The following is a 14,610-nucleotide window of genomic DNA, read 5'->3' on the forward strand; positions in this document are numbered from 1 at the left end:
GCCGAGGCGCGTGCCGCCGCCGATGCTGCAAAGGCTGCGCCCGAACCCGCGCCTCAGCCCGAGCCGGAAAAAGTGGAATCGGCCAAGGCCGAACCCGTCAAGTCGGAACCTGTAAAGGCCGAAGCACCGGCAAAGACCGCACCTGCTTCGCCGCCGCCCCCGCCGCCTGCGCCGCCCCAGCCGGTGACGCTGCAACTCGACCCCGGTCTCCCGGCGCCGCGTCGGTTCAGTCCGGTCGCGCGCCCGGAAATCCCCAAGCCCCAGCCCAAGTCCGAGCCGAAGGCGGAAGCGCCTGCACCCGCGCCCACATCGACGCCTGCTGCCGCGCCCACCGCGCCGTCACAGCCGACGCGCTCGCTGGGTCCGAACGCAACGCCGCGCCGTGATGCGCCCGCGCGTCCGGCACCGTCGCGCGACCGCAAGGCCGACGACCGCCGTCAGTCGGGCAAGCTGACCGTCAATCGTGCGCTGAACGAGGATGGCGGCGCGCGCGCGCGCAGCCTTGCCGCGCTCAAGCGTGCGCGTGAAAAGGAGCGTCGCGGCCAGGGCGGCCCGCGCGAACCGCAGGCCAAGCAGGTCCGCGATGTTCAGGTTCCCGACACGATCACCGTGCAGGAACTGGCCATCCGCATGGCCGAGCGCGGCGCCGATCTGGTCAAGGCGCTGTTCAAGATGGGGATGCCCGTCACGCTGACGCAGACGATCGACCATGACACCGCCGAATTGCTGGTGACCGAATTCGGTCACAATTATCGGCGCGTGTCCGAAAGCGACATCGACCTCAAGCTGGATACGACCGGCGACGAGGAAGGCACGCTCCAGCCGCGCCCGCCGGTAGTCACGATCATGGGTCATGTCGACCATGGCAAGACCAGCCTGCTCGACGCGCTGCGCGGCACCGATGTGGTGACGGGTGAAGCCGGTGGCATTACCCAGCATATCGGCGCCTATCAGGTGACGCAGAAGGACAAGTCGCGGATCACGTTCCTCGACACGCCGGGCCATGAGGCATTTTCGGAAATGCGCGCACGCGGTGCGAACGTGACCGATATCGTCGTGCTGGTGGTCGCCGCTGATGACGGGCTGATGCCGCAGACGATCGAGGCCATCAACCACACCAAGGCGGCTGGCGTCCCGATGATCGTGGCGATCAACAAGATCGACAAGCACGAGGCCAATCCGCAGAAGGTGCGTGAACGCCTGCTCGAACACGAAGTCGTGGTCGAGGCAATGTCGGGCGACGTGCAGGATGTCGAGGTTTCGGCGCTGAAGAAGACCGGCCTGGATGAGCTGATCGAAAAGATCCAGCTTCAGGCCGAACTGCTCGAACTGCGCGCCAATCCCGATCGCGATGCCGAGGGCACCGTGATCGAGGCCAAGCTCGACAAGGGCCGGGGTCCGGTCGCGACCGTTCTGGTCAGCCGTGGCACATTGCGGGTCGGCGACGTGTTCGTCGTCGGCGCCGAAAGCGGCAAGGTCCGCGCGCTGGTCGACGACAAGGGCCGCCAGGTCAAGGAAGCCGGTCCGTCGGTCCCGGTCGAAGTGCTGGGCATGTCGGGCGTGCCGATGGCGGGCGATCCGTTGCAGGTCGTCGAAAGCGAGGCGCGTGCCCGCGAGGTCGCGGAATATCGTCAGGGCGTCATCAACCAGAAGCGCACGACGACTGCGCCGGCCAGCCTGGAGACGATGTTCTCGGCGCTGTCGGCCAAGCAGGCGATCGAATATCCGCTGGTGGTCAAGGCCGACACGCAAGGGTCGGTCGAGGCGATCGTCGCGTCGATCAACAAGATTTCGACCGACGAAATCCGCGCCCGCGTTCTGCATTCGGGCGTCGGCGGCATCACCGAAAGCGACGTCAACGTGGCGGCGGCATCGGGCGCGCCGATCATCGGCTTCAACGTGCGTCCCAATGCCAAGGCGCGCGAGATTGCCGAGCGCAACCATGTCGCGTTCAAATATTATGACGTGATCTATGACCTGACCGACGAAATCCGGGCGGGCATGGCGGGCGAGCTGGGTCCCGAAGCGTTCGAAACGGTCGTCGGCCGCGCCGAAATCCGCGAGGTGTTCTCGGCGGGCAAGCATGGCAAGGCCGCCGGTCTGCTCGTTACCGAAGGCGTCATTCGCAAAGCGCTCAAAGCGCGCATCACGCGCGACGACGTCATCATCTATCAGGGCGAAATCGCATCACTGCGCCGCTTCAAGGATGATGTCGCCGAAGTGCGCGCAGGTCTGGAATGCGGTGTGACGTTCAGCCAGAACTTCACCGACATCAAGGCCGGCGACTATCTCGAAACCTTCGAGGTCGAGATGCGCGAGCGGACGCTCTGAGCGTCCGCTCCGTATCGGGGAGCTATTGATGGTCAGGCAGCAGGATAGCACGCAGGAGGGGCGCTCGGTCCGCCTGCTGCGCGTCGGCGAACAGGTGCGCCACATCCTGTCCGATGTGTTGATGCGGGGCGATGTGCATGATGATGTGCTCGCCGCGCACAGCGTTTCCGTCACCGAAGTGCGGATGTCGCCCGACCTTCGTCACGCGACCGTGTTTGTGAAGCCGCTGCTGGGCGCGGACGAGGCGGCGGTGCTCAAGGCGCTGCGGACCCATACCGCCTATCTCCAGCGCACGGTCGCCTCGCGGGTGAATCTGAAATACGCCGCCAGGCTCAAATTCCTGGCCGATGAGAGCTTTGACGAGGGCGGGCGGATCGACGCGCTGTTGCGGTCGCCCGACATCGCGCGCGATCTGGACGACGAGGCCGAATCGCCGGATCGGGACTGAGCGCGGTCGCGGTCATGGCCAAGCTGTATTTCTACTATGCTTCGATGAATGCGGGGAAATCGACCACGCTGCTGCAGGCCGATTTCAACTATCGCGAACGCGGGATGCACACCCTGTTGTTCACAGCCGGGCTGGACGAGCGCGAAGGGCGCGGACGGATCGGCTCGCGAATCGGGCTGGGCGCCGATGCGATCCCCTTTGACGAATCGACCGATCTGTTCGGATGCGTCATGGGCGAACATGCCACGCGCACCGTCGGTTGCGTGCTGATCGATGAGGCGCAGTTCCTGACCGCCGCACAGGTCGCGCAATTGGCGGCGCTCGCCGACAAGGGCGACGTGCCGGTGCTGGCTTATGGTTTGCGAACCGATTTCCGGGGCGAGTTGTTCGAAGGTTCGGCGCGGCTGCTGGCGATCGCCGATGCGCTGATCGAGCTGAAATCGGTGTGCCAGTGCGGGCGCAAGGCGACGATGAACCTGCGCGTCGATGGCGATGGCAATCCGGTGCATAAGGGGCGCCAGACCGAAATCGGCGGCAATGATCGCTATGTCGCGCTGTGCCGCCGCCATTTCACCGAGGCGATGGAGCGCTGACCGGCGCCAGGCGACGGGCATCGACGATGCCGCGCAACGCCTGTGCCCGCGCGTCCAGTTCGCCGCGTTCCGCACCGGACAGTCCGCCGGCCGCATAGCGGCTTTGCAGCACGCCGATCTCGTCATTGTCGCGGCGAAGCCTGCGTGCTTCGCGGCGTGAGAATTGCCCGGCGCGGCGGCCGTCGCGAATTCGCGCATCGGTGTCGCGTAATGTCGGGCCGACGCCTTCTATGGCACGCGGGATGGCGCGTTCGCCGCCGCCGCCGCCGTCCCAGATCTGGGCGGCGGGCAGGGCCGACGGCATCAGGCACAGCAAGATCGACAGGCTTCGCATCAGCGCTCTCCAATTGAGGGCAACCTGCGCGCCCAAAGATGAAGCGGGGCTGACTGGCGAAGTGGCGGGCAACGCTTTAGGCGCATATGCCATGCATGGCTGGATCATTCTCGACAAACCATTGGGTCTTGGCTCGACGCAAGCAGTCAGCGCGGTCAAGCGCGCGCTGCGCGATGGCGGTTATCCCAAGCTGAAGGTCGGCCATGGCGGCACGCTCGATCCGCTGGCGACGGGCGTGCTGCCGATTGCGGTGGGAGAAGCGACCAAGCTGGCCGGGCGGATGCTCGACAGCGACAAGGTCTATGACTTCACGATCGCCTTTGGTGCGGAGACCGACACGCTGGACGGGGAGGGGCGCATTGTCGATACCAGCGACGGTCGCCCGGCGATCAGGGCGGTGCAGAATGTGCTGGCCGACTTTACCGGCGCGATCCGCCAGCGTCCGCCCGCCTATTCTGCGCTCAAGATCGAAGGCGAGCGCGCTTATGACCGCGCGCGCGCGGGCGAGGTGGTCGAGATGGCCGAACGGGCAGTGACGGTCCACTCGCTGGTGGCCCAGCCCGCGATTTCGGACGCGCCGCTCGCCTTTGCCACCTTCACCGCGCATGTGTCCAAGGGCACCTATATCCGCAGCCTGGCGCGCGACATCGCGCGGGCGCTGGGCACCGTGGGGCATGTCACCATGCTGCGCCGGGTCCGGGCGGGGGCGTTCACGCTCGATCAGGCGATTTCACTGGACAAACTGGCGGATGCCGCTAAGGCGCGGACGCTTGAAGACCTATTCCTGCCGTTAAGGGCGGGGCTGGACGACATCCCGGCTCTCACCCTTGTTCCCGGTCAGGCAGGATCGCTCCGTCAGGGGCGGGTGCTGACCGGACATGCCGCTGACGATGGCCCGTATTTTGCGCTGGACGGCGATACGCCGGTCGCGCTGGTCGAGGTTCTGGACGGAGACGTCCGTGTCGTGCGCGGCTTCAACCTGTAACAACGATGTCGAGGGAAATGACATGTCGATCACTGCCGAGCGCAAGGAAGCGCTCATCCAGGACAATGCCCGCCAGTCGGGCGACACCGGCAGCCCCGAAGTGCAGGTCGCGATCCTGACCGCACGGATTTCGGCGCTGACCGAGCATTTCAAGACGCACGCCAAGGACAATCATTCGCGCCGCGGTTTGTTGATGATGGTCAACAAGCGCCGCAGCCTTCTCGACTATCTGAAGAAGAAGGATGCGGATCGTTATACCGCGCTGATCGCGAAGCTGGGTCTTCGCAAGTAATTCGGAACGGCTCCGCGGTGCGGGGCCGTTTCCATATTCCGGTATCGGCAATTCGGCCGTGTCCCGGATCAAAGCCTCTCCCGTTTGCCCCGAACTTGTCGACGGGCTGCACTTCCATCTGAAAAGGGAAGGACGGGGCTTCGACAAGCTCAGCCCGAACGGGTTGGAGAGGTCTCTAGCGAGCCATACAGGCTCGACAGGCCCCGGTGGCATAGGGCTGCCGGACAAAGGAAATCAGATGTTCGATCACAAGAAAGTGGAAATCGAGTGGGGCGGAAAGACCCTGACGCTCGAAACGGGCAAGGTTGCCCGCCAGGCTGACGGCGCGGTCATCGCGACGCTCGGCGAAACCGTGGTGCTGTGCGCCGTGACCGCCGCCAAGTCGGTCAAGGAAGGGCAGGATTTCTTCCCGCTCACCGTGCATTATCAGGAAAAATTCTCGGCCGCGGGGCGTATCCCCGGCGGCTTCTTCAAGCGTGAGCGCGGCGCGACCGAAAAGGAAACGTTGGTCAGCCGCCTGATCGACCGCCCGCTTCGTCCGCTGTTCCCCGAAGGTTTCTATAACGAAATCAACGCGATCGCTCAGGTTCTCAGCTATGATGGCGAGAATGAGCCGGACATTCTGGCGATGGTCGCGGCATCGGCGGCGATGACGCTGTCGGGCGTGCCCTTCATGGGTCCGATCGGCGCGGCGCGTGTCGGCTACCAGAATGGCGAATACATCCTGAACCCGACCGACGAACAGGTGGCCGAGGGCGATCTGGACCTAGTGGTCGCGGGCACGCACGACGCGGTGATGATGGTCGAATCGGAAGCCAATGAGCTGTCCGAGGAAGTCATGCTGGGCGCGGTCCTGTTCGCGCACGACAATCTGCAGCCGGTGATCGACGCGATCATCAAGCTGGCCGAACAGGCCGCCAAGGAGCCGTGGGATCTCAAGATCAACGACGACCAGGCAGCGCAGAAGGCCAAGCTGAAGGCGCTGATCGGCGACGACCTGAAGGCGGCATACAAGCTGACCAACAAGTCCGAGCGTCAGAACGCGATCAACGACGCGCGCACCAAGGCGCGCGAGGCGTTGGCCGACCTCAAGGAAAGCGATCCCGCCCAGTATCTCGGCACGCTCAAGCTGGTGAAGAAGCTGGAAGCGGATATCGTGCGGACCGCCATCCTCAAGGAAGGCATCCGCATCGACGGCCGCGACACGCGCACCGTCCGCCCGATCGTTGCGGAGGCGCACTTCCTGCCGCGCGCGCACGGCTCGGCGCTGTTCACGCGTGGCGAGACGCAGACGATCGCGACCTGCACGCTTGGCACCAAGGACGCCGAGCAGATGATCGACGGTCTGGGGGGGCTCAGCTACCAGCATTTCATGCTGCACTATAACTTCCCGCCCTATTCGGTCGGTGAAGTGGGCCGCTTTGGCGCGCCGGGTCGCCGCGAAGTCGGCCATGGCAAGCTGGCATGGCGTGCGCTGCACCCCGTGCTGCCGAGCAAGGACGAGTTCCCCTATACGATCCGCGTGACCAGCGACATCACCGAGTCGAACGGCTCGTCGTCGATGGCGACGGTGTGCGGCGGTTCGCTGGCGATGATGGACGCCGGCGTGCCGATCAAGCGTCCGGTCAGCGGCATCGCCATGGGCCTGATCCTGGAAGGTGACGAGTTCGCCGTGCTGTCCGACATCCTGGGTGACGAAGATCATCTGGGCGACATGGACTTCAAGGTCGCCGGCACGTCCGAGGGCATCACCACGATGCAGATGGACATCAAGATCGCCGGCATCACCAAGGAGATCTTCGAAACCGCGCTGAACCAGGCGAAGGAAGGCCGCGCGCACATTCTTGGCGAAATGGCCAAGGCGCTCGATTCGTCGCGCACCGAGCTGTCGGCGCACGCGCCGCGCATCGAGACGCTGCAGATCGACAAGTCGAAGATCCGGGACGTGATCGGCACCGGCGGCAAGGTCATCCGCGAGATCGTCGCGACGACCGGTGCCAAGGTGGATATCGATGACGACGGCATCATCAAGGTCAGCTCGTCCGACCACGCCCAGATCGAAGCCGCGATCAACTGGATCAAGGGCATTGTCGAAGAGGCCGAGGTCGGCAAGATCTATAACGGCAAGGTCGTCAATCTGGTCGATTTCGGCGCGTTCGTGAACTTCATGGGCGGCAAGGACGGTCTGGTCCATGTCTCCGAAATCCGCAACGAGCGGGTCGAGAAGGTCAGCGACGCCCTGAGCGAAGGGCAGGAAGTCAAGGTCAAGGTGCTGGAGATCGATCCGCGCGGCAAGGTTCGCCTGTCGATGCGCGTCGTCGACCAGGAAACCGGCGAGCCGCTGGAGGACACCCGGCCCGCACGGGAACCGCGTAGCGACCGTGGCGACCGTGGTCCGCGCGGCGACCGTGGCGATCGTGGTCCCCGTCGTGAAGGCGGTGATCGTGGCCCGCGCCGCGACCGTGGTCCCCGCCGTGAGCAATCGGAGAACAAGGAAGAAGGCGGCGAGAATGTCGGTCTGCCTTCATTCATCACCGAAAACTGATTTCGATCAAGCAACGAAAGGGCGGGGCGCGGCATAAGGTCGCGTCCCGCCTTTTTTTGTGATCTCAGGGTGATAGCGATCGGGGCAGGCAGGCAGGCAGGCAGGGGGATTGGTGACGCGGAACGGCGCAAACGAGGTCGCGGGATGGATCGAACGTCTGCCGCTGGCGTCCGACCGTCCGTTGATCGGCTATGGCGTGACCGCGATCCTCGTCGTTATCGCCTGGGCGCTCAGGCTGGTCGCCGATCCATGGCTGCCGGGCGGTTTTCCCTATCTGACCTTCTTCCCCGCCGTTATCCTGTCATCGGCGCTGTTCGGGGTGCGCCCGGGCGTGGTTGCCGGCATCGTATCGGGCCTGCTGTCCTGGTATTTCTTCATCGAGCCGCGCTACAGCTTCGGCATCGGGCCGGGCACGCCGATGGCGCTGATCTTCTATGTGCTGGTCATCGCTACCGATATTCTCATCATCCACTGGATGCAGGCGGCGAACGCCAAGCTGGCGCGCGAGCGTGAATTAAGCCGGGTGCTGGCGCGCACGCGGGAAATGCTGTTCCACGAACTGCAACATCGCGTGTCGAACAATCTTCAGGTCGCCGCCGGTCTCATCAGCCTGCAAAAGCGCCAGGTGCACGACCCCGACGCACGCATCGCGCTGGACGAAGCGTCGCGACGGCTGGCGTTGATCGGGCGGATCAGCCGGCAGCTTTATGACGCGGGCGGCGGCGCCCGGCGGATGCGCGATTTCCTGGAGCCGCTGTGCCGCGACGTGATCGAAGCGAGCGGGCGGGCGGGCATCCGGTGCCGGATCATGGTCGATGACGAAGCGATGGTCGGCGCGGATGCGGCGATCCCGCTGGCGCTGATCGTGGCAGAGGCAATGGCCAATGCGATCGAACATGGCTTTGCCGAACGCGATCACGGCGTGATCGACGTGGAACTGTCGCGCGACGGCCGGGACTGGCTGCGGATCGAGGTTCGCGACGACGGCCATGGCCTGCCCGAAGGATTCGACCTTGAAGCCTCGGGCAGCCTGGGGCTGAAAATCGCGCGAACGCTGGCGGCGCAACTGAGCGGCAGCTTCGAACTGGTGCGTGGGCGGGGATGCACCGCACGATTGATGCTGCCCGCCTGATCGACCCCCGGCTTTGGGCCGGGGGTGGGAACCACGTTCTCCGCCACCCGCTCTGTTCCCATCATTATTGGGAGAGCCGACATGGAAGATGATCGCGTCTGGGCGTTCGAGGAAAGCCTGTGGACCGGCGATGCCGATCATTATCGCGATTCGATCGACGATGAAGCGGTGATGGTGGTGCCCGCGCCGCCCTTTGTCATGACCGGCAAGCAAGCGGCGGAAGCAGTGGCCGACACGCCGCGCTGGTCCAGCGTTGCCTTTTCCGACCAGCAGATCATGCGCCCGCAGGAGGGGCTGATCGTCATCGGCTATACCGCCAAGGCCGAGAAAGCGGACGGCGAGGGCTATGTCGCGCATTGCACCTCCACCTATCGCCGCCTGGGGCATGAGGACTGGCAGGTGGTCCAGCACCAGCAGACGCCACCGCTGAAAGCGGGCGGATAAGGCAAAGCGCCTCGACAGCGGCGGCGTTTTGCGCTGATCTTGCGCGATGCGCCGCTCGCTTACCGCTCTCGCCCTGATCCTCGTGGCCGTCACGCCTGCAACAGCGCGGCAGGCGTTGCCCGCACCTGCCGCGCCACGGGCTGCATACCAGTATGAACGGGTGACGATCCCGATGCGCGACGGCGCGCGGATGGAAACGGTCGTCATCCGCCCCACCGCCGCCACCGGCCCGCTGCCGATCCTGCTTGAGCGCAGCCCCTATGGCATTCCCGATGCCGCGCCCGCGACGACGCCCGCCGACCTGCACTATCTGGCGCGCGACGGGTACATCATGGTGTACCAGAACATGCGCGGCCGCTTCGGATCGGACGGGCGCTTCACCATGTCGATGGCGCTGGCGTCGAAGGGTGGCGAGGGCACCGACGACGCGACCGACGCGTGGGACACGATCGACTGGCTGGTGAAGAATGTGCGCGACAACAACGGCCGGGTCGGCATGTGGGGCGTATCCTATCCCGGCTATGCCGCCGCGGTCGCGCTGACCGCGCCGCATCCGGCGCTGAAGGCCGTCAGTCCTCAGGCCGGGTGGAATGACTGGTGGATCAACGACGACCTGCACCGCTTCGGCGCGATCCGCCTGTCCTATGCCACCGACTGGCTGTGGCTGCTCCAGCATTCAAAGCAGAACGACGATTTCCCCGGCTATGACACGTTCGACAGCTATGACTGGTTCCTGAAACAAGGTTCGGTCGCGGACCTTGAAGCGCGCTGGTTCAAGGGCGCATCGCCGATGATGACCGCCATTGTCGAGCGGCCCGATTACGACGCCTGGTGGCAGCGGCATCGCTGGACCGACGCGCTGGGCCGTGCGGGTGTCGCCACGCTGTCGGTCGCGGGCTTCTGGGATCAGGAAGACCCCTATGGCCCCTGGCGCATCTATCAGCAGCTTGAGCGCGACGATCCCAACCAGCTGAACATGATCGTCGCCGGGCCATGGAATCACGGTAGCTGGCGAAGCGCGGGTGACCGGGTGGGACCAATTGTCATCGGTGCCGAAAGCGGCACCGCCTTTCGCCGCGATATCGAAGCGCCGTTCTTTGCCCACTGGCTGCACGGCAAGGGAGAGCGCCCCGCGTTCGAAGCGCGGATGTTCCAGTCGGGAAGTTGGGCATGGCGCGATTACAAAAGCTGGCCGCCCAAGCACGCCAGCACCCGATCGCTGTATCTGCGCGCCGACGGCAGCCTGTCGTTCGACGCGCCCCCGGCGGGGGAGGGGTGCCGCGATTATGTGTCCGACCCGGCGCATCCGGTGCCTTATCGCCGACGGCCGATCTCCTCGACCTGGGGTTCGCGCGACTGGCCATGGTGGGAAGCGGACGACCAGCGGTTCCTGGGCGGGCGGCCCGATATGCTCAGCTATGTCAGCGAACCGCTGACCAGCGACCTGACGGTGACGGGGACGCTGGCGGCGCGACTGATGGCATCGACCAGCGGCACCGACAGCGATTTCGTCGTCAAGCTGATCGACGTCTATCCCGACGATGCGGAGGCGCTCCCGCGCCCGATGCAGCCGGGTGACTATGCCCGCTCGCTGAACGGATATCAGCTGCCGATCGCGATGGAGGTGCGGCGCGGGCGCTGGCTGGACGGGAATGAAGTTGCGAAACCGCTGGTGCCCGATCGGGTCCGGGCATGGGATGTGCCGCTGCGCGAGCATGACCATGTGTTCAAACGCGGCCACCGCATCATGGTGCAGGTGCAGTCGAGCTGGTTTCCCGTCATCGACCGCAATCCGCAGCGTTTCGTGCCCAATATCGCCAAGGCGCAGCCCGCTGATTTCGTGAAGGCGACGCAGCGTGTCTGTGCGGGTTCGCACATCGCCCTGCCCGTCATCGCCGCCCCCTAAAGAGGGATCGACCCGTTCGGGCAAAGCGGCTTAACATCAGCGCTCTCGGGGGAGACTGTCCGCCGGCGCCACACACTCCCGGCGCTTGCGCGGACGGATCGGCATCGTCGCCGGGCTGCACAGGGTCGGATCTGTGCCCTGCCGCGACGATGCCGATGACCGGTCAGCTTTTCAGGCGATAGCCCGTCTTGAACATCCAGCCGACCACCGCGACGCAGATGATGAGGAACGCAAAGGTCGCCCCCAGGCTGACCAGCACATCCACGTCGCCGCGCCCGAAAAAGCTCCAGCGGAACCCGCTGACCAGATAGACGACCGGATTGAACAGGCTGACCGTGCGCCACGGTTCGGGCAGCATGTCGATCGAATAGAATGCGCCGCCCAGGAACGTCAGCGGCGTGACGATCAGCGCCGGGACCAGGCTCAACTGCTCGAACCCCTTGGCCCATAGTCCGATGATGAAGCCGAACAGGCTGAATGTCACCGATGTCAGGATCAGGAACGCGACCATCATCGCCGGATGCTCGATCCGCAGATCGACGAAAAAGGTCGAGGTGACGAGGATGATCGTGCCGATCAGGATCGATTTTGTCGACGCTGCCCCGACATAGCCGACCAGCAGCTCGAACGTCGAAATCGGCGCCGACAGGATTTCGTAGATGGTGCCCGAAAAGCGCGGGAAATAGATGCCGAAGGACGCGTTCGACAGGCTTTGCGTCAGCAGGCTGAGCATGACCAGACCCGGCACGATGAAGCTGCCGTAATCGACGCCGTCGACCTGATCGATGCGGCTGCCGATCGCCCCGCCGAACACGATGAAATACAGCGCCGTCGTGATGACCGGCGTGGCCACGCTGCCCCAGAAGGTGCGGCCGAACCGCGCCATTTCAAAGCGATAGATCGCCCAGATGCCCGGCGTGTTCATGCCTGTGCCCCTTGTGCTTCGCGCTCACGCACCAGATCGACGAAAATGTCCTCCAGACTGGATTTCGACGTGTCGAGATCCTTGAAGGCGACGCCCATGTCGCCCAGCTTTCGCAGCAGCGAGGGGATGCCAGTGCGCTCGGCCTGCGCGTCGAACACGTAGCGCAGCTTGTGCCCCTCATCGGTCAGGGCGAGATCCCATTCGCTGAGGTCGGCGGGCACCGACTGCATCGGCTCGACCAGCGAAATGTCCATTTCGCGCTTGCCGAGTTTTTTCATCAGGGCGGTCTTTTCCTCGACCAGCAGCAATTCGCCGCGATTGATGACGCCGACGCGGTCGGCCATCTCCTCGGCCTCTTCGATATAATGCGTGGTCAGGATGATCGTCGTGCCGCCCTCGCGCAGGCGGTGGACCAGCTTCCACATGTCGCGGCGCAATTCGACATCGACGCCAGCGGTCGGTTCGTCGAGGAACAGCAGATCGGGTTCGTGCGCCAGCGCCTTGGCGATCACCACGCGGCGCTTCATGCCGCCCGACAATTCCAGGATCTTGGCGTCGCGCTTGTCCCACAATGACAGGTCGCGCAGCACCTGTTCGACCAGCGCATCGTCGCGCCGCCGCCCGAAAAGCCCGCGTGAGAAGCGGACGGTTGAGGTCACGGTTTCGAACATGTCGGTCGACAGTTCCTGCGGCACCAGTCCGATGCGGCGGCGCGCATCGCGGTAATCGCGCACGATGTCGTGCCCGTCAAAGGTGATGGTGCCGGTCGACGGCACGACCAGGCCACAGACGATGCCGATCATCGTCGTCTTGCCCGCGCCGTTGGGGCCGAGCAGGGCGAAAATCTCGCCCTTGTTGATCGCAAGGTCGACGGATTTCAGAGCCTGATGCCCGGAGGCATAGGTCTTGCTGACGCCGGACAGCGTTAGGATGGGCTGCAAGGTGGGACGCTCCCCCCGGGGATGAGAGCCGTGAGGTAAGTGCGCGCTGCCGTTACGGCAAGGTGTCGGCTCAGGCCTTGCGTGCCGCCGCGACGGCTTCCTTCATCGCCTCGGGCGTGACCGCGCCCGACAGCACGCGGTCGCCGACCACCCAGCTTGGCGTGCCCGTGACGCCCAGTTGCCCGGCGGTTTGCAGGTTGCGGGAGATTTCCTGTTCGGCGGCGGGCGTGGCGATGAACGCCTTTGCCCGCGCGCGGTCGAGACCGGCGCGCTCGATCGCGGCGTCGATCGACGCCTGGCTCAACTGACCGGCGGCAAACAGCGTGTCGTGGAACGCGGCGAACTTGCCCTGTTCGGCGGCGGCGAGACTATATTCGGCGGCAATACGGCTTTCCGCGCTCAACACCGGCAATTCGCGGAACACCACGCGCACGCCCGGCTCGCTGGCGATCAGCTGGTCGATCATCGGCAGCGACTGGCGGCAGAAGCCGCAGGCATAGTCCATATAGGCGACGACGGTGACTTGCGGCTGGGCCGCACCCTTCCATGCATTGCCGAACGGCGTGACGATCGCCGCGCGCTGTGCGGCGATGACCTTGCCCGTTTCATTGTCGCGCAATCGCTGCATCGCCTCGGGAATCATTTCCGGGTAGGCGAGCAGTGCGGCGCGCACCCCCTGTGCATCGACCGTCGCGACGGGAGGACGCAGCGCGGCAAAGATCGCGGCCCCGGCAATCGCCGCCAGCAGGAAGGCCAGCAGCATCGACAGCGGACTTCTGGACAATTTCACGATCACCGCCGCCGCCTGTTCCTGCGTTCGTCTTCCACCGCAACTTCGGCGGTCATCTGGATATCCTGCGCGCGGATATAGTCGGGGGTGCCGGGCGGCAAGCCCGCCATGGCCGCGCGCGCCGAAAACAGCGCGCGCTGGTGCTGGCCGGTCAGGCTGGCCTGTTCGGCGGCGGCAAGCGCGCTGCGCGCCTGGTCGCCCTTTCGCTCATAGGCGGTGCCGAGTTGATACCAGGCAAAGGGGTTCTGGTCGTCGCGTGCCACGGCCTGTCGCAGCACCTTTTCCGCCTCGTCAATAAAGCGGGGGTCTTCGGTCGCCAGCAATGCGTGGCCGAATGTAGTGGCGATCAGCGGCTGGTAATTGGTCGCCTGCGTCGCCTGACGCAGCGGATTGAGCGCTTCGAGCGGCTTGCCCGATTCGAGCAGGACCTGACCCTGAAGCTCCTGGAAATAGGGGTCTTTGGGCGCGGCCTTGACCAATGCGGCTGCCTCGGTCGCGGCCTGCTGCGGATAACCCGAGCGGTGATAGGCGTAGGCGCGCGCGTAACGCGCCGAAATGCTGGTGTCGGTGTCGGGATATTTACGCAGCGTCGATTTGGGATCGTTGACGAACCCGCGCAGCTTGGCCTGCACGCGCCGGAACCGTTCGTCCCAGCCCCCCGGCGTCGGCACCGACCAGCCCGGACCCTTTGACAGATCGTTGGTCAGATTGGCGATCCGCTGCCCCGACAGCGGATGGGTGCGGTTATACGGATTGTCCTGCGGAATGGCGAGGCGGAACTCCTGACTTTGCAGTTTCTTGAAGAACTCCAGCATCCCGCGCCCGCTGATCTTCGACCCGTTCAGGTATCGCACGCCCGCGGCGTCGGCGGAGGATTCCTGATTACGCGAAAAGGCCAGCACGCTGCCCATTGCCGCCTGCTGCCCCGCCGCCAATATGCCCGC

General features: G+C 65.0%; 14 protein-coding genes. 9 read left to right on the forward strand and 5 right to left on the reverse strand.

Annotated features, from left to right (window positions below; translation table 11 throughout):
• The 3 genes from infB to VL973_RS01715 all read left to right on the forward strand — a co-directional run.
• On the forward strand, positions 1 to 2,331 hold a 2,331-nt coding region (infB, locus tag VL973_RS01705; protein WP_325282307.1), incomplete at its 5' end, for a translation initiation factor IF-2.
• 28 nt (positions 2,332 to 2,359) lie between these two features.
• Positions 2,360 to 2,779: a 30S ribosome-binding factor RbfA gene (rbfA, locus tag VL973_RS01710; RefSeq protein WP_325282308.1), complete on the forward strand. Its 420-nt coding sequence runs from the start codon at positions 2,360 to 2,362 to the stop codon at positions 2,777 to 2,779.
• Between the two features lie 14 nt (positions 2,780 to 2,793).
• Positions 2,794 to 3,372 carry a thymidine kinase gene (locus tag VL973_RS01715; RefSeq protein WP_325282309.1) on the forward strand — a complete coding sequence of 193 codons (579 nt, stop codon included), beginning with the start codon at positions 2,794 to 2,796 and terminating at the stop codon, positions 3,370 to 3,372.
• Here VL973_RS01715 and VL973_RS01720 read toward each other — a convergent pair.
• Positions 3,350 to 3,706, reverse strand: a complete 357-nt coding sequence (locus tag VL973_RS01720) for a hypothetical protein (protein WP_325282310.1) — start codon at positions 3,704 to 3,706, stop codon at positions 3,350 to 3,352. The two genes, VL973_RS01715 and VL973_RS01720, sit on opposite strands and share 23 nt — an antisense overlap.
• 91 nt (positions 3,707 to 3,797) lie before the next feature.
• Here VL973_RS01720 and truB point away from each other — a divergent pair, with 91 nt between their 5' ends.
• The 6 genes from truB (at position 3,798) to VL973_RS01750 (ending at position 11,010) form a co-directional block, all read left to right on the forward strand.
• Positions 3,798 to 4,691 (forward strand): tRNA pseudouridine(55) synthase TruB, encoded by an 894-nt coding sequence (gene truB / locus VL973_RS01725; RefSeq protein ID WP_325282311.1) that lies wholly within the window; start codon positions 3,798 to 3,800, stop codon positions 4,689 to 4,691.
• A 22-nt stretch (positions 4,692 to 4,713) separates the two neighbouring features.
• Positions 4,714 to 4,983, forward strand: coding sequence for a 30S ribosomal protein S15 (gene rpsO, locus VL973_RS01730; protein ID WP_325282312.1), 270 nt, complete (start codon positions 4,714 to 4,716; stop codon positions 4,981 to 4,983).
• A 238-nt stretch (positions 4,984 to 5,221) separates the two neighbouring features.
• Entirely contained in the window at positions 5,222 to 7,528 is a 2,307-nt protein-coding gene (gene pnp / locus VL973_RS01735) for a polyribonucleotide nucleotidyltransferase (protein ID WP_325282313.1), read from the forward strand.
• 112 nt (positions 7,529 to 7,640) lie between these two features.
• The gene (locus tag VL973_RS01740; RefSeq protein ID WP_325282314.1) at positions 7,641 to 8,660 is read left to right on the forward strand and encodes a sensor histidine kinase; all 1,020 of its coding nucleotides are present in this window, start codon (positions 7,641 to 7,643) and stop codon (positions 8,658 to 8,660) included.
• 81 nt (positions 8,661 to 8,741) lie between these two features.
• Positions 8,742 to 9,104 carry a DUF4440 domain-containing protein gene (locus VL973_RS01745; RefSeq protein ID WP_325282315.1) on the forward strand — a complete coding sequence of 121 codons (363 nt, stop codon included), beginning with the start codon at positions 8,742 to 8,744 and terminating at the stop codon, positions 9,102 to 9,104.
• Positions 9,105 to 9,150: 46 nt separating this feature from the next.
• Complete coding sequence (locus VL973_RS01750) at positions 9,151 to 11,010, forward strand: CocE/NonD family hydrolase (protein WP_325282316.1); 1,860 nt, start codon at positions 9,151 to 9,153, stop codon at positions 11,008 to 11,010.
• 163 nt (positions 11,011 to 11,173) lie between these two features.
• Here the strand turns inward: VL973_RS01750 and VL973_RS01755 are convergent, their stop codons facing one another.
• From VL973_RS01755 to VL973_RS01770, 4 genes are all read right to left on the reverse strand, one after another.
• Positions 11,174 to 11,935: an ABC transporter permease gene (locus VL973_RS01755; RefSeq protein ID WP_325282317.1), complete on the reverse strand. Its 762-nt coding sequence runs from the start codon at positions 11,933 to 11,935 to the stop codon at positions 11,174 to 11,176.
• Positions 11,932 to 12,876, reverse strand: a complete 945-nt coding sequence (locus tag VL973_RS01760; protein ID WP_325282318.1) for an ABC transporter ATP-binding protein — start codon at positions 12,874 to 12,876, stop codon at positions 11,932 to 11,934. Before VL973_RS01760 ends, VL973_RS01755 begins: the two co-directional genes overlap by 4 nt.
• 70 nt (positions 12,877 to 12,946) lie before the next feature.
• Entirely contained in the window at positions 12,947 to 13,672 is a 726-nt protein-coding gene (locus tag VL973_RS01765) for a DsbA family protein (RefSeq protein ID WP_325282319.1), read from the reverse strand.
• The coding region (locus VL973_RS01770) for a tetratricopeptide repeat protein (protein WP_325282320.1) at positions 13,669 to 14,610 on the reverse strand (942 nt) is incomplete at its 5' end. The genes VL973_RS01770 and VL973_RS01765, both read right to left, overlap by 4 nt.

The sequence above is a fragment of the Sphingomonas sp. genome (genome assembly GCF_035490575.1).
Classification (GTDB): Bacteria; Pseudomonadota; Alphaproteobacteria; order Sphingomonadales; family Sphingomonadaceae; genus Sphingomonas.